The 15,462-nt window shown below is 65.8% G+C and carries 14 protein-coding genes; 4 read left to right on the top strand and 10 right to left on the bottom strand.

Features of this window, described 5'->3' with window-relative positions; translation table 11 throughout:
* Positions 1 to 22: 22 nt before the first annotated feature.
* The 10 genes from urtD to ASF66_RS14355 all read right to left on the bottom strand — a co-directional run bounded on the left by urtD (position 23) and on the right by ASF66_RS14355 (position 10,874).
* Positions 23 to 883 carry an urea ABC transporter ATP-binding protein UrtD gene (gene urtD, locus ASF66_RS14400; protein ID WP_056844351.1) on the bottom strand — a complete coding sequence of 287 codons (861 nt, stop codon included), beginning with the start codon at positions 881 to 883 and terminating at the stop codon, positions 23 to 25.
* Entirely contained in the window at positions 880 to 1,959 is a 1,080-nt protein-coding gene (gene urtC, locus ASF66_RS14395; protein ID WP_043191047.1) for an urea ABC transporter permease subunit UrtC, read from the bottom strand. Before urtC ends, urtD begins: the two co-directional genes overlap by 4 nt.
* Positions 1,959 to 3,524, bottom strand: a complete 1,566-nt coding sequence (gene urtB / locus ASF66_RS14390; protein WP_056844350.1) for an urea ABC transporter permease subunit UrtB — start codon at positions 3,522 to 3,524, stop codon at positions 1,959 to 1,961. Before urtB ends, urtC begins: the two co-directional genes overlap by 1 nt.
* A 191-nt stretch (positions 3,525 to 3,715) precedes the next feature.
* Positions 3,716 to 4,981 carry an urea ABC transporter substrate-binding protein gene (urtA, locus tag ASF66_RS14385; protein WP_049861991.1) on the bottom strand — a complete coding sequence of 422 codons (1,266 nt, stop codon included), beginning with the start codon at positions 4,979 to 4,981 and terminating at the stop codon, positions 3,716 to 3,718.
* Positions 4,982 to 5,351: 370 nt separating this feature from the next.
* Complete coding sequence (locus ASF66_RS14380; protein WP_056844349.1) at positions 5,352 to 6,713, bottom strand: PepSY-associated TM helix domain-containing protein; 1,362 nt, start codon at positions 6,711 to 6,713, stop codon at positions 5,352 to 5,354.
* 153 nt (positions 6,714 to 6,866) lie between these two features.
* The gene (locus ASF66_RS14375; protein WP_236707111.1) at positions 6,867 to 7,301 is read right to left on the bottom strand and encodes a DUF2946 domain-containing protein; all 435 of its coding nucleotides are present in this window, start codon (positions 7,299 to 7,301) and stop codon (positions 6,867 to 6,869) included.
* Positions 7,291 to 7,773, bottom strand: a complete 483-nt coding sequence (locus tag ASF66_RS14370) for a copper chaperone PCu(A)C (protein WP_152965767.1) — start codon at positions 7,771 to 7,773, stop codon at positions 7,291 to 7,293. The genes ASF66_RS14375 and ASF66_RS14370 overlap by 11 nt, the downstream gene beginning before the upstream one ends.
* An 80-nt stretch (positions 7,774 to 7,853) precedes the next feature.
* Positions 7,854 to 8,579, bottom strand: coding sequence for a cobalt-precorrin-6A reductase (locus tag ASF66_RS14365; RefSeq protein WP_056844348.1), 726 nt, complete (start codon positions 8,577 to 8,579; stop codon positions 7,854 to 7,856).
* A complete protein-coding gene (locus ASF66_RS14360) occupies positions 8,576 to 9,673 on the bottom strand; it encodes a cobalt-precorrin-5B (C(1))-methyltransferase (protein WP_056844347.1) in 1,098 nt (365 codons plus the stop codon). The genes ASF66_RS14365 and ASF66_RS14360 overlap by 4 nt, the downstream gene beginning before the upstream one ends.
* A complete protein-coding gene (locus tag ASF66_RS14355; protein WP_056844346.1) occupies positions 9,666 to 10,874 on the bottom strand; it encodes a bifunctional cobalt-precorrin-7 (C(5))-methyltransferase/cobalt-precorrin-6B (C(15))-methyltransferase in 1,209 nt (402 codons plus the stop codon). The genes ASF66_RS14360 and ASF66_RS14355 overlap by 8 nt, the downstream gene beginning before the upstream one ends.
* Before the next feature lie 42 nt (positions 10,875 to 10,916).
* Here ASF66_RS14355 and cobG point away from each other — a divergent pair, with 42 nt between their 5' ends.
* From cobG to cobJ, 4 genes are read left to right on the top strand one after another with little or no spacing between them, the layout of a single operon-like run.
* Positions 10,917 to 12,407, top strand: a complete 1,491-nt coding sequence (gene cobG, locus ASF66_RS14350; RefSeq protein WP_082484681.1) for a precorrin-3B synthase — start codon at positions 10,917 to 10,919, stop codon at positions 12,405 to 12,407.
* On the top strand, positions 12,400 to 13,026 hold the full coding sequence (locus ASF66_RS14345) for a precorrin-8X methylmutase (RefSeq protein ID WP_049861983.1): 627 nt from the start codon (positions 12,400 to 12,402) through the stop codon (positions 13,024 to 13,026). The genes cobG and ASF66_RS14345 overlap by 8 nt, the downstream gene beginning before the upstream one ends.
* The gene (locus ASF66_RS14340; protein ID WP_056844344.1) at positions 13,026 to 13,757 is read left to right on the top strand and encodes a precorrin-2 C(20)-methyltransferase; all 732 of its coding nucleotides are present in this window, start codon (positions 13,026 to 13,028) and stop codon (positions 13,755 to 13,757) included. Before ASF66_RS14345 ends, ASF66_RS14340 begins: the two co-directional genes overlap by 1 nt.
* Positions 13,757 to 15,448 (top strand): precorrin-3B C(17)-methyltransferase, encoded by a 1,692-nt coding sequence (gene cobJ, locus ASF66_RS14335; protein WP_056844343.1) that lies wholly within the window; start codon positions 13,757 to 13,759, stop codon positions 15,446 to 15,448. Before ASF66_RS14340 ends, cobJ begins: the two co-directional genes overlap by 1 nt.
* The last annotated feature ends 14 nt before the right edge of the window (positions 15,449 to 15,462 follow it).

Below are 15,462 nucleotides of genomic sequence, written 5' to 3'. Positions count from 1 at the left end.
GGTCAGCGGCCGCGAACGGACCTCAACGCCCCAGATAAACCTCGATCACTCGCTCATCGGCCTGCACCGCCTCGAGCGAACCTTCAGCCAACACGCTGCCCTGATGCAGCACGGTGACATGGTCGGCAATCGAGCCGACGAACCCCATGTCATGCTCCACCACCATCAATGAATGCTTGCCGGCCAGGGTCTTGAACAGCTCGGCGGTGAACTCGGTTTCGGCGTCGGTCATCCCTGCCACCGGTTCGTCGAGCAGCAGTAATTGCGGGTCTTGCACCAGCAGCATGCCGATCTCCAGAAACTGCTTCTGGCCGTGGGACAACAGACCGGCCGGGCGATCGACCGACGCGCTCAGGCGAATGGTTTCCAGCACTTCGGCGATGCGGTCGCGCTGCTCGCCGGTCAGCCGCGCGCGCAGGCTGGCCCAGACCGACTTGTCGGTCTTCTGCGCCAGCTCCAGGTTTTCGAACACGCTCAAGGCTTCGAACACCGTCGGCTTCTGGAACTTGCGACCGATGCCGGCCTGGGCGATCTGCACCTCGCTCATGTGGGTCAGGTCCAGGGTTTCGCCGAACCAGGCCTTGCCCGTTGTGGGTCGGGTCTTGCCGGTGATCACGTCCATCAGGGTGGTCTTGCCGGCACCGTTGGGGCCGATGATGCAGCGCAGCTCGCCGACGCCGATGTACAGGTTGAGATCGTTGAGCGCCTTGAACCCGTCGAAGCTGACGCTGATGTCTTCCAGGGTCAGAATCGTCCCGTGTCGGGTGTTCAGCCCCGGACCGCTGGCCTGGCCCAGGCCGATCGCATCGCGGCTGGTGCCGGCGTCGCTGTTGGGGTCGAGGATCGGTTCGAGCATGAACTCGCCGGTAGCGGTGATTCTCATTGTTCACCTCTCTTCTTCAACAGGCCGATCACACCCTTGGGCAGGTACAAGGTGACGATGATGAACAATGCGCCGAGGAAGAACAGCCAGTATTCGGGAAACGCCACGGTGAACCAGCTCTTCATGCCATTGACGATGCCGGCGCCCAGCAGCGGTCCGATCAGCGTGCCGCGCCCGCCCAGAGCCACCCACACGGCGGCTTCGATGGAGTTGGTCGGCGACATCTCGCTGGGGTTGATGATCCCCACCTGCGGCACGTACAGCGCGCCGGCCAGACCGCAGAGCACGGCGCTGAGCACCCAGACGAACAGCTTGAATCCGCGTGGATCGTAACCGCAGAACATCAGCCGGTTTTCGGCGTCGCGCAGCGCGGTCAGCACCCGGCCGAACTTGCTGCGGGCCAGGCGCCAGCCCAGGTACAGGCTCAGCACCAGCAACGCCACGGTGAGCAGGAACAGCACGGCGCGAGTGCCTTGCGAGGTGATGCTGAAGCCCAGGATGCTGCGGAAGTTGGTGAAGCCGTTGTTGCCGCCGAAGCCGGTTTCGTTGCGAAAGAATAGCAGCATGCCGGCGAAGGTCAGGGCCTGGGTCATGATCGAAAAATAGACGCCCTTGATCCGCGAGCGGAAGGCGAAGAAACCGAACACCAGGGCCAGCACGCCCGGCGCCAGTACCGCCAGGCACAGGGCCCAGAGGAAGTGTTCGGTACCGACCCAGAACCAGGGCAGCTCGGTCCACGACAGAAACGTCATGAAGGCCGGCAGGCCATCCCCGGCCGCCTCGCGCATCAGGTACATGCCCATGGCGTAGCCGCCCAGGGCGAAGAACAGGCCGTGGCCCAGGGACAACAGGCCGGCGTAGCCCCAGACCAGGTCCAGGGCCAGAGCGACGATGGCGTAGCAGAGAATCTTGCCGACCAGGGTCAGGGTGTAGGCCGAGACCTGCAAGCCGTTGCTGGCCGGCAGCAGCGACAGCAGCGGCAGGGCGATGAGGATCGCCAGGACCACGACGCCGATGGCGAGGGTCACTTTCGGGCCGGCTTTCTGCGCGGCAGTGAGCATCAATGGCTGATTCATCAGTCGATCACCCGTCCTTTCAGTGCGAAGAGGCCTTGCGGACGTTTCTGGATGAACAGAATGATCAGCGCGAGGATGAGGATCTTGCCCAGCACCGCACCGATCTGCGGTTCCAGGATCTTGTTGGCGATGCCCAGGCCGAACGCGGCGGACACGCTACCGGCCAGTTGGCCGACGCCGCCCAGTACCACCACCAGAAACGAGTCGATGATGTAGCTCTGGCCCAGGTCCGGGCCGACGTTGCCGATCTGGCTCAGGGCTACGCCACCCAGGCCGGCGATGCCCGAGCCCAGACCGAAGGCGAGCATGTCGACACGACCGGTGGGCACCCCGCAGCAGGCGGCCATGTTGCGGTTCTGAGTGACGGCGCGCACGTTCAGGCCCAGGCGGGTCTTGTTCAGCAGCAGCCAGGTCAGGACCACCACGAACAGCGCGAAGGCGATGATGACGATGCGGTTGTACGGCAGCACCAGGTTGGGCAGCACCTGCCAGCCGCCCGAGAGCCAGGCGGGGTTGGCCACTTCCACGTTCTGCGCGCCGAAGATCAGGCGAATCGTCTGGATCAGCATCAGGCTGATGCCCCAGGTCGCCAGCAGGGTTTCCAGCGGGCGACCGTACAAATGACGAATCACCGTGCGTTCCAGAATCATGCCGACGCCTGCGGTGACGAAGAACGCCACGGGCAGGGCGATCAACGGGTAGTACTCGATGGCGCCGGGGGCGATGCGCTGGATCAGCATCTGCACCACGTAGGTCGAGTAGGCGCCGAGCATCAGCATTTCGCCGTGGGCCATGTTGATCACACCGAGCAGGCCGAAGGTGATTGCCAGGCCCAGAGCGGCCAGCAGCAGGATCGAGCCCAGGGACATGCCGCTGAAGGCCTGGCCAAGGATGTCGCCGATCATCAGCTTGCGCTTCACCTGAGCCAGGCTGGTCTCGGCGGCGGTGCGCACGCCCGGGTCGGCTTCCACGCCCGGCGCCAGCAGGTTTTCCAGACGGGTGCGCGCCAGGGGCTCACCGGTTTCGCCCAGCAGACGCACCGCAGCCAATCGCACGGCGGGCTCGGGAGCGACCAGTTGCAGGTTGGCCAGGGCCAGGGTCAGGGCGGTCTTCACCGTTTCGTCCTGTTCCCCAGTGGTTTGGCGATCGAGCAAGGCCAATTGGTTGGGCTGTGCCGAGCGTTGCAGTTGCTGCGCAGCGGCGAGGCGAACCTGGGCGTTTCCGCTCAGCAGTTGGTGGCTGGCGAGGGCGGTTTCCACCAGGCCGCGCAGGCGGTTGTTCAGGCGCAGCTTGCGCACCGGTTCCACGGCCGCGGCGGTGCCGTCGGCGGGAGTCATCTGGCCATTGGTTTCGATGAACGGTTTTTTCTCGGCGTCGGCGGCAACCCGGCCTTCCTGCAAGGCGTCGAGCAGTTCGAGCCGTGCCGGGTCCGGCTGTGCGGCCCAGGCTTCCAGCAGGCGGACCTGCTCGGCAGACGAGGCGCCGGTGAAATCACTGGCGTCGTTGGCGCTGGCCATCAGTGGCAGCAGCAGGACGACAGTGACGAGGAATTTGATGAGGGACATGGCAAGTCCTTTGAATTGACGGCAATGGCGGCCGCAGACCGCCCCACAGAAACCTTGCGGCCCTTTGTAGGAGCGGTCATCGGCCGCGAAGGGCCACCAAGGTCTGTCATGCACACCACGGTGCCCCTTCGCGGCCGATGACCGCTCCTACAGCAGTCCGCTTACACGACGGCTTTGGGAGGCTGGTTGGATCAGTTGCTCTTCACGGCGTGATCCGGCTTCTTGTCGTTACCCGGAATGTAAGGGCTCCACGGCTGGGCACGGATCGGCTCCTTGGTCTGCCACACCACGTTGAACTGACCGTTGTCCTCGATCTCGCCGATCATTACCGGTTTGTGCAGGTGGTGGTTGGTCTTGTCCATGGTCAGGGTGTAGCCTGACGGCGCGGCGAAGGTCTGCCCGGCCATGGCTTCACGTACCTTGTCCACGTCGGTGGACTTGGCCTGGTTGGCGGCCTGGGCCCACATGTTGATGCCCACGTAGGTCGCTTCCATCGGATCGTTGGTGACCACGGTGGCGGCGTTCGGCAGGTTCTTGGCCTTGGCGTAGGCTTTCCAGTCGGCGACGAACTGGGTGTTCTCCTTGTTCTCTACCGACTGGAAGTAGTTCCACGCTGCCAGGTTGCCCACCAGCGGCTTGGTATCGATGCCGCGCAGTTCTTCTTCGCCGACCGAGAACGCCACGACCGGGACGTCGGTGGCCTTCAGGCCCTGGTTGGCCAGTTCCTTGTAGAACGGCACGTTGGAGTCGCCGTTGACGGTGGAGATGACGGCAGTCTTGCCACCGGCCGAGAATTTCTTGATGTTGGCAACGATGGTCTGGTAGTCCGAGTGACCGAACGGGGTGTAGACCTCTTCGATGTCCTTGTCGGCCACGCCCTTGGAGTGCAGGAAGGCGCGCAGAATCTTGTTGGTGGTGCGTGGGTAGACGTAGTCGGTGCCCAGCAGGAAGTAGCGCTTGGCCGCGCCGCCGTCTTCGCTCATCAGGTACTCGACCGCCGGGATCGCCTGCTGGTTGGGCGCCGCGCCGGTGTAGAAGACGTTCGGCGACATCTCTTCACCCTCGTACTGCACGGGGTAGAACAGCAGGCCATTGAGCTCTTCGAAGACCGGCAGCACCGACTTGCGCGACACCGACGTCCAGCAGCCGAACACCACCGCCACCTTGTCCTGGGTGATCAGCTGGCGTGCCTTCTCGGCGAACAACGGCCAGTTGGACGCCGGGTCCACCACCACGGCCTCGAGCATCTTGCCATTCACGCCGCCCTTGGCGTTGATCTGGTCGATGGTCATCAGGGCCATGTCTTTCAAAGAAGTCTCCGAGATCGCCATGGTGCCAGACAGCGAATGCAGGATGCCGACCTTGATGGTCTCGGCAGCCTGAATCGTCCAGGACAAGCCCATGGCAGCGATCGATGCGGAAAGGGTGAACGCCTTGATCAAGCTGCGACGCTTCATTGTGCAATCTCCATGTACGAATGTTTTTTTAGTGAGGCAGATGGGGACTTCTCAGCGGAGCTTTGCAAGGGGTGTGCCGAAGCGCGCGCCGGTGCGGGATAGGGGGCGAGGGAGGGCTGAGACGAATATCGGCCGCACCGCATTGGTGCTCGATCCGAACGGTGGTGCGTTTCAGTGGATGGTATTGGTGCGCCGGATTTCATCTCAGCCGAACCACGAACCGCGTTGCCCGCTGACGCGGCTTGCCCCGCTGCTACAGAAACCGTGTGCATCGCTGACGCGGCTTGCGCTGCCGTTGCAGGTGCACTTCGATTCCCTGTAGCAGCGGTGCAAGCCGCGTCCGGCAGCACCGCTGATACAGCAGGATGACTCAGATCGCTTCGATCGGCGGCCGCAGCCGGACCACCATCCGATCCACCGCCCAGATCAGCAACAGCGACACACCCACCAACGGAAACGCCACGCCAATCGCGATCATCACCCCGACCCCCACCTTCCATCGCGGCAGATCGTGGCGCAGCGGCGGTACACCGAGCTTGCCCTGGGGCCGGCGCTTCCACCAGATCACCAGGCCACTGACCGAACTGAGCAGGATCATCAGGCAAACCAGCAGCACGATGATCTGATTGACCGGCCCGAACATCTTGCCCTCGTGCAGCATCACCCCGGTTTCAGTGGCGCGCGCGACCAAACCGTAGTGCTCCCAGCGCACGTCGGCCAGCACCTCGCCGCTGTACTGATCGATGTGCAGGGTCGCGTCGTTGCGCGGATCGTCAGCGAAGACCGCCACAGTGAACACGCCGCTCGCCGTGCTCGGCAGGGTGATGCTGTAGCCGGACTCCACCTGCAACCGCGCGGCCGTGTCGACCACGCTCTGCAGGCTGACCAACGGCGCTGCCGGGGCGTGCATGTGCCCGCCATGGCCCATGTGCTCGGCATGTGCCCCGGTGGACTCGGGCATGGGCGTGTTTTCCATGGCCCAGGGCACGGTCTGGCGGTGGGCCTGGTTGAGCTGGCCGGCCTGCTCGTCGGACTTGGGCATGGCGTTCCACATGGCGTCAGGGAAGCGGTTCCACACCTGGGCGTACTGCTTGCCCCAGAACCCGGTCCAGGTCATGCCGCTGAGCAACATGATCAGCAACAACGCTGCGCCCCAGAAACCGACCGCCGCGTGGAGGTCGCGCCACAGCGCCCGGCCCCGGCTGCGCCAGCGTGGCCAGAGCACACCGCTGGCGGCATGGCCGCGCGGCCACCACAGGTACAGGCCGGAGATCACCAGCAGGATGCCCCAGCCGGCAGCCAGCTCGATCAGCCGGTCACCCACGGTGCCGATCATCAGTTCGCCATGCAGGGTCCTCGCCACGGCCTGCAGGTTCCACTTGGCGTCCTGCTCGCCCAGCAGCTCGCCGGTGTAGGGATTGAGGAATACGTTCAGCTCATGGCCATCGGTATGCACTACGAACTGGGCGCTGCGTTCGGCGGCGCTGGGCGGCAGGTACTGGCCGATGATGCCCCGCGGGTAAGCATTGTGCGTGCGCAACAGCAGTTCGTCGGCACTCAGGCGCTGTTCGGCCACCGGCACCACCAGCAGATCGCGGTACATCCACGGGTCCAGTTGCGGCTTGAACAGGTAGATGATCCCGGTCAGCGCCAGCAGGATCATGAACGGTGCGACGAACAGCCCGGCGTAGAAATGCCAGCGCCAGGCAAGGTTGTAGAAGGAGGTTTTCATAGGTGAAAGGTGTTCCAACGGTATCGTTGTGCTCAACGTTGACCAATGCACTGCCAATGCCGACCTGTGGGAGCGGGGCGGACGGCAAGTCCTCTACCCGCGAATAGGTCTGCGCAGACACCGCATCAGTTCACAGTCATTGGGATTCGACGATCACACCATTGAGGGCGGCGCACGCGTACGTGCGCCGGGGAACACCGCATGGGTCGCATGCCCCTGGCGAGGCCGGGCAACGAAGACACTCTGCGGGCGCTGCGAAGTTGCACCCGCGATACCCAGCGTCTGTGGCAGCGCCGGGCAATGGAAGAACAGGCTGCAATAACCGCATTTCTCCATTAGGGCATGCAGTTCACCCCCAGCCGTGGCGCTACCGTGGTGCTCGCCATGGGCCTCGTGCTGCATGGCAGACATGGCGCCGTCCATGGCCATGGCGGACCGCTGGTGGTCCATCGGCATCGACTGGGAAATCAACGGCCCGATGAACATCATCAGCACTGCAAAGAGGCTGATCCAGCTGGCGCGGGCCTGGGCAGAAGGCCGGGAAGAAGAGCGCCTGGCGCTCAGGTCGCTCATCGGCTCAATGCGCATGCTCGTCGGCATCGTCCTGCACCGGCGCCTGGGTGAGCACCTGCACCTCGACCACGAAATCCCCCGCCTTGGCGAAATGCAGGGTCAGCGGGAAATGCTGGCCCGCCTGCAAGGGACTGCTCAGCTTGAGGTCCAGCAGCATCACGTGAAATGCCATGGGCGCGAACACTGCGTGGCCGCTGGCCGGAATGGTCACGCCCTGAACCTGCTGCATCTTCATCATACCGTCCTGGTTGATGTGCTGATGCAGTTGCGCGTCACCGGCGATCGGCGTGTCGACGCTGGTCAGGGTGTCGTCGTCCAGTCCGCGGTTGCGCAATTCGAAATACACCGCGACGGTGGGCGCGTTGGGCGGCAGTTCCTGTGCCCAGGGTTCGACGATCAGCAGGTCACCGGCCTTGTATTGGCGGGCGTCGCCCTGCGCGGCGGCAGCGAGCAGCATGAGCACACAGGCAGACCAGAACCTTTTCATCGCAGACACCCCGGTACGAAAGCCGCCATTGTAGCAGCGGTGCAAGCCGCGTCGGCGGCCAACGCAGTAAATCTGGTGCGTTACTGGGCGTATTGATTCATCTGCGCCAGCAGCGTTGCTGCATCCGTGAAGGTGCGATCCACCTGCGGCAGGGGCGGGCGCTTGAGCACCAGCACCGGAAGCTCCAACTCTCTTGCCACCTGCAGCTTGGGCTCGGTCGCACCGCTGCCGCTGTTCTTGCTGATCAGCACATCGATACGGCGCTGGGCGAACAAGGCGCGTTCGTCTTCCAGGCGGAAGGGGCCGCGGGCGCCGATCACCTCGCAACGTGCCGTGCCGGGATAGGGGTCCAGCGCTCGCAAGGTCCAATGCTGATGGGGTGGAATCTCCTGCAGGTGTTCCAGCGGCTCGCGACCCAGGGTGAACAGCGGTCGCTGGAACGGCGCCAGCGCTTGCACCAGTTCAGCCCAGTCGGTCACTTCTCTCCAGTCGTCACCCGTCTGAGGCTGCCAGGCCGGACGTCGCAACGCCCAGCACTCGATGCCCGCTAGGCCGGCCGCCTTGGCCGCATTGGCGCTGATCTGGGCTGCATAGGGGTGAGTCGCGTCAACCAGCAGCGTAATACCTTCGCTGCGGATATACGTCGTCAGCCCTTCGGCCCCGCCATACCCGCCGACGCGCACCTGACAGCGCAGGTCGGTGGGCACGCGACCCACGCCGGCCAGGCTGTAGACGTGCTCCGGGCTCAAGGTCCGAGCGATCGCCAAGGCTTCGGTCACGCCACCTAGCAGCAGAATGCGCTTCATGGAGCGACCCCCGCCTGCCCGACGATCCCGCCCTGACGGTCGATGGCGAACACCTCTACCTGAACGCGATCCTGCACCACGCTGCGGGCGAACCGCCAGGCATGACGACAGACTTCATCGCCCAGCTTCACACCTTCGGCATGGGCCAGGGCCAAGGCTTGCTGGCTGGTATTGGCCGCGCGGATACGCGCCTGCAGATCCGCATCGGCGCCGATGTCGTTGGCCCAGCCCGCCAGTTGCGGCAGGTCGATGCTCGAATGGCGACTGTGCAGGTCCATGTGCCCGGCCGCCAGCTTGCTGATCTTGCCAAAGCCGCCGCACAGGCTGAGTTTTTCCAAGGGTACCTTGCGTACGTGTTTGAGCACTGCGCCGACGAAGTCGCCCATCTCGATCAAGGCAATCTCGGGCAGCGCGTAGACCTGGCGCATGGTGTCCTCGCTGGCATTGCCGGTGCAGGCGGCAATGTGCCGATAGCCGTTGGTGGTCGCCACATCGATGCCCTGATGGATGGAGGCGATATAGGCCGCGCACGAAAATGGCCGCACGATACCGCTGGTGCCCAGGATCGACAGCCCGCCGAGGATGCCCAAGCGTGGGTTCATGGTCTTGAGCGCCAGGCTAGCGCCGTTCTCGACGTTGACGGTGACCTCGAAGCCACCGCCGTACCCGTGCTCTTCGGCCAGGCGCGTCAGGTGTTCGTCGATCATTCGCCGTGGAACCGGATTGATCGCCGGTTCACCCACGGCCAGCACCAGGCCTGGCCGGGTGACGGTCCCCACGCCCTCGCCCGCCACGAAGTGGATGCCGGGCGCATCAAGCAAACGCACCTGGGTGTACAGCAGCGCGCCGTGGGTGACATCCGGATCGTCGCCGCCGTCCTTGAGGGTACCGGCTTCGGCACCGTCGGCATTCAGCCGACAGAACTCCAGGCGCATCGATACCTGCTTGCCCTTGGGCAGCATGATATGCACCGCATCGCTGGCGCCACCGCCCAGCAACAGCCGCGCAGCCGCCAGACTGGTCGCCGTGGCGCAGCTGCCGGTGGTCAGGCCGCTGCGCAACGGGGCCGGTTGCTCCGCCGTTTCTTCACGCATCGAGGGGCTTGACCGTGTCGAGCAGGGTGATCGGCAATGCCTGGCGCCAGGTGTCGAACTCGCCCAGCGGGGCCGCCTGGGCAATGTGCAGCCGGGTCAGGTCGCCACCGTAGCGCTCGCGCCATTGCACCAGGGCCAGCTCACTCTGCAGGGTGACCGCGTTGGCCACCAGACGACCGCCGGGTTTGAGCGCTGCCCAGCAATCGGCCAGCACGTTCTCGCGGGTCACGCCGCCGCCGACGAAGATCGCGTCGGGTGCGGGCAAACCGGCCAGCGCGCCCGGCGCCCGCCCGCGCACCAGTTGCAGGCCGGGCACACCCAAGGCATCGCGGTTGTGTTCGATAAAGGCCTGTCGGCCTTCGTCGGACTCGACCGCGATGGCGCGGCAGCTGGGGTGCGCGCGCATCCATTCGATGCCGATCGAGCCACAGCCGGCGCCCACGTCCCACAGCAGCTCTCCCGGTCGGGGCGCCAGGCGCGCCAGGGTCACCGCGCGAACGTCGCGCTTGGTCAGTTGGCCGTCGTGGCGAAAGGCAGTGTCGGGCAGGCCGGCCAGCGGGGACAGACGCGGGGCGTCCGGGCTGGCCTGGCAGTCGATGGCGATGAGGTTCAGCGCGGCGATCTCGGGAAAATCATCGGCGGCACTACCGTCGATGCGCCGTTCCTTGGGCCCCCCCAGGTGTTCCAGCACGGTTACGCGGCTGAGGCCGAAGCCGCGCTCGCGCAGCAGCTGGGCCACGGCCTGCGGGCTCTTGCCATCGTTGCTCAGGACCAGTAGGCGCTGGCCGCTGTACAGGTGCGCAGCCACCGCCGCTACCGGGCGCGCCACTACCGAGAGGGTGACCACGTCCTGCAGCGCCCAGCCCAGGCGCGCGGCGGCCAGCGAATAGGAAGACGGCGAGGGCAGCACGTGCATCTGCTCGGCTGGAATCTGTCGCGCCAGACTGGCGCCCACGCCGTAGAGCATCGGGTCACCACTGGCCAGTACGCAGACCGCCTCGCCGGGTTCGGCCAGCACGGCGTCGAGGCTGAACGGGCTAGGCCAGGCAACCCGGATGCCGACGATGCAGCGCGGCAGTAATTCGAGCTGGCGCGGGCTGCCGACGATGCGCCGGGCGCTCAACAGCGCGCGCCGTGCCTGTTTGCCCAGGCCCGCAAAACCGTCTTCACCGATACCTACCAGGGTCAGCCAGGCCGACATGAATATCCCTCATACAAAACTATTCCGACGGGCAGACTTTTCATGCCTTCGGCCAAAGCAGGCATAATACCGCGCCTTACCCTTTCCAGTGGTTTTTCGCGCGTGCCCGGTGCCCCTTTGAACAAGACCTCGAACGTTGTCCGCCCCTCGGCGTGTCCGGGGTTGCTGCGTATCGTTCAGGCGTTGGACGGGGGCATCTGCCGCATCAAGCTGGCCGGTGGCGAGTTGCGCGCCGACCAGGCCGATGCCGTAGCCGAAGCGGCCGAGCGCCATGCTCATGGCACGATCGAGGCGACCAACCGCGCCAACCTGCAGATCCGTGGCATCGGTGAGCAGCGGCAGGCCCTGATCGAGCATCTGCTGCAGGCCGGTCTGGGCCCGCGAGAGGCGGCCGGTGACGATGTGCGCAACGTCATGCTCAGCCCCACGGCAGGCATCGACCCTCAACAGGTGGCGGATACACGCCCTCTAGCCGCGAAGATCATCCACAGCCTGGAAACCGAGCCGCGCTTTCATGCGTTGTCGGCCAAGTTCGCCGTGCAACTGCAGGGCGGCGAGCGCCTGGCGATGCTCGATCACCACCATGACCTGTGGCTGTCGGCCTTCGAGCGAGACGGGCAGTGCCTGTGGGCGTTCGGCCTGGCCGGCTGCCCCGGGAGCGACGCTGCCGTGGGCGCGGTGCCCTTCGACCAGGGCCATACCCTGGTGGTGGCAGTACTGGAGCAGTTCCTCGAACGGGCGCGACCGGAGCACACGCGCATGCGTGATCTGCTCGCCGATGAGGATGCCTTTTTCGCAGGCAAAGGGCTCAGCCACCCGCCCCGTCATCAACACAGCGGCATCAGCAGCAGCGCCGCGGATCTTGTGGGAGCGGGCTCTGCCCGCGAAGAGGCCACTACTGACACCACTCAAGCATTCCTCAGCACCCTGGGTCTGCCTGTTTGCCCTGCATCACTGGACAAGCCGCTGGCCACCTTCAAACTGGGCATCCAGCCACAGCGCCAATCGGGCCTGAGCTTCATCAGCACCCTGGCCCCCCTGGGACGTCTGACCCCAGCCATGCTGCGCGGCGCCGCCCAGCTCGCTCGCGACCACGGCAACGGCACCCTGCGCGTGACCCCCTGGCAAGGCCTGCTGTTGCCGGGTCTACGCGAGCCCGAGCCAGTGCTCCGAGCCTTGACCGAGTTGGGTTTCATCACCGGTCCGCAGCAGCCCCTCGCCGCCATGATCGCCTGCACGGGCGCCAGCGGCTGTGCCAAGGGCCTGGCCGACACCAAGGCTGACGCCGTTCGCCTGGCCGCCCTGTTGCCCGATCAAGCGCCGCTGAGCGTCCATCTGAGTGGCTGTTCTCGCTCATGCGCCGCCGCCCATGTCGCTCCGGCGACCCTGCTGGCCAGTAGCGCCGGCCACTACGACCTGTATCTACGCGCAGCCGGGGTACCCGGATTCGGGACCCTGCTCGCGCGCCATCTTTCACTGGATGCGGCCGCTGCCCTGCTGCGCGACCGCTCACGGAGCGACACCCATGATTGACTACATCCGCGATGGTCAGGAGATCTATCGCAACTCCTTCGCCATCATTCGTGCCGAAGCGAAGCTGGACCAGATCCCCGCCGACCTGGAAAAACTCGCCGTGCGGGTCATTCACGCCTGCGGCATGGTCGATGTCGTCCAGGACCTGCGTTTCTCCCCCGGTGCCGGCAAGGCCGGACGCGATGCTCTGGCCGCCGGTGCACCCATCCTGTGCGACGCGCGCATGGTCGCCGAAGGCATCACCCGCGCCCGCCTGCCCGCCAACAACCCAGTGATCTGCACCCTCAAGGACGACAGCGTGCCCGCCCTGGCCCAGGCCCTGGGCAATACCCGTTCGGCGGCAGCGCTGGAGCTGTGGCGGCCCCATCTGGCCGGCTCGGTGGTGGTCATCGGCAACGCGCCGACCGCGCTGTTCCACCTGCTTGACATGATTGATGCCGGCGCGCCCAAGCCCGCTCTGATCCTGGGCTTTCCGGTCGGCTTCGTCGGCGCTGCCGAGTCCAAGGCCATGCTCGCGGCCGACAGCCGTGGCGTGCCGTTCGTCATCGTCGAAGGTCGCAAGGGCGGTAGCGCCATGGCGGCCGCAGCGGTCAATGCATTGGCCACGGAGGTGGAGTGATGCAACCGCGTGGCCGTCTGCTGGGACTGGGCGTAGGCCCGGGCGATCCCGAACTGATCACCGTGAAAGCGCTGCGCCTGTTGCGCGAGGCGCCCGTGGTGGCCTATTTCGTCGCCAAGGGCAAGAAGGGCAACGCCTTCGGCATCATCGAAGGCCATCTGCAGGCGCAGCAGACCTTGCTGCCGCTGGTCTACCCGGTCACCACCGAGGCATTGCCCGCGCCCCTGTCCTATGAACAGGTGATCAGCGATTTCTACGACGCCGCCAGCCTGGACGTCGCCGCGCACCTGGATGCCGGCCGCGACGTGGCAGTAATCTGCGAAGGCGATCCGTTCTTCTACGGCTCCTACATGTACCTGCACGATCGGCTCGCCGAGCGCTATGAAGCCCAGGTGATTCCCGGCGTCTGCTCGATGCTCGGCGGCGCCTCGGTGCTGGGTGCGCCGCTGGTGTACCGCAATCAGAGCCTTTCGGTGCTGTCGGGCGTGCTCCCGGCGGATGACCTCAAGCGTCGTCTGGCCGACGCCGACGCCGCAGTCATCATGAAGCTGGGCCGCAACTTTCCCAAGGTTCGCCAGGTGCTGGCCGAACTCGGCTTGGCCGAGCGCGCGCTGTACGTCGAGCGCGCGACCATGGCCAATCAGAAGATCGTCCCCCTGGCCGAAGTCGATCCGACCTCGTCGCCGTATTTTTCCTTGATCATCGTTCCGGGTGAGAGGTGGCAAGGCTGATGAACGCTCCAGCAATCGTGATTCTCGGCAGTGGCGCACTGGCCACCGCGCGGCGCCTGCAGCAATGCTATCCACAGGCGCTGATCCACGGCCTGGCCGAGCGCGTGACCGATGTCGACCGCAGCTACCAGGACTTCGGTGCCACCTTGCGTCAGCTGTATCAGCAAGACACGCCGATCATCGCCCTGTGCGCGGCAGGTATCGTCATCCGCAGCCTGGCGCCGGTCCTGCTGGAGAAGGGCGCCGAGCCTCCGGTGCTGGCCGTGGCCGAGGACGGCAGCGCCGTCGTGCCGCTGTTGGGAGGCCTGGCCGGGGTCAATGTGTTGGCCCGTGAAATCGCGGCAGGGCTGGGCATCGCCGCCGCGATCACCACCAGCGGCGAATTGCGCTTCGGCACCTGCCTGCTCAATCCGCCCAGTGGCTACGCCCTGGCCGATCTGGAGCTGGGCAAGCGCTTCGTTTCCGACCTGCTGGCCGGTGAAGCCGTGCGTGTCGAAGGCGCAGCGCCGTGGCTGGCCGATGCGCGCCTGCCCGAGGATGCCCAGGCGCGGCTGACCATCCATGTCGGCAGCGAGGCGCGGCAGCCCTCGGCCAACGAGCTGCTCATCCATCCACGTAACGTGCTGGTCGCGGTGAGTGCGGCGCAGCCCGAACTGGCCGAGTCCGTGCGTGACGCGCTGCAGCGCAGCGGCATTGCCCTGCCATCGCTGGCGTGCCTGTTGGCGAACGAGCGCGACATGGCTGATCCGGTACTGCATGAAGCCGCGGTAGCGTTGGCCGTGCCGCTGCGCTTTGCCGCGGCGCAAGGCTCGCTGGCACAACTGGCCCTCCAAGCAGTGCCGCAGTCGTCCCCCATCGCGATCGGCAAGCACGTGGCGATCGCCGTGGCCGATCAGCCGTTGGACATTGCCAGCATCGGCCTGCCGCGCGGACGTCTGGCGGTGATCGGCCTGGGCCCCGGCGCTGCCGACCTCATGGTCCCGGCGGTCAAAGCGGAGCTGGCGCGTGCCAATGACGTGCTGGGGTACGAGACCTACGTGCGCATGGCCGGTCCGTTCCGCGCCGATCAGGTGCTGCACTGCACCGACAACCGCGAAGAAATGCAACGTGCCCGCCATGCGTTCGAGTTGGCGGCCCAGGGCCGCTCGGTGGTGGTGGTCTCGTCCGGTGACCCTGGCGTGTTCGCCATGGCGGCCGCCGTGCTGGAGGCGCTGCACGAATCCACCGATCCGCGCTGGCATGCAGTGGAACTGGAGATGCTGCCGGGCGTTTCGGCCTCCCTGGCCACCGCAGCACAGGCCGGCGCGCCGCTGGGCCACGATTTCTGCGTGCTGTCGCTGTCCGACAACCTCAAGCCGTGGGCCATCATCGAGAAGCGTCTGGACCTGGCCTGCGAGGCCGACTTGGCCCTGGCGTTCTACAACCCGATTTCCCGCTCGCGCCCATGGCAATTGGGCAAGGCCCTGGACATCGTTCGCCAGCATCGCGCCCCTACTACCCCCATCGTTCTGGGGCGAGACATCGGCCGGCCCGGCCAGACCCTGCGCGTCATCACCCTGGGCGAGTTGACCCCCGAGCAGGTGGACATGCGCACCATGGTCCTGGTGGGTTCCTCCACCACCTGCACCTTCGCCAAGGCCGCAGGCGGCACCTGGGTCTACACCCCACGCTGGTACGGCAGCAAACCCTGATCTGCAAACGAACA

It is taken from the genome of Pseudomonas sp. Leaf129, assembly GCF_001423465.1.
In the GTDB taxonomy this organism is placed as follows: Bacteria; Pseudomonadota; Gammaproteobacteria; order Pseudomonadales; family Pseudomonadaceae; genus Aquipseudomonas; species Aquipseudomonas coleopterorum.
The sequence above is the reverse complement of the archived record's forward strand: the minus strand, read 5'-3'. Positions and strand labels throughout refer to the sequence as shown.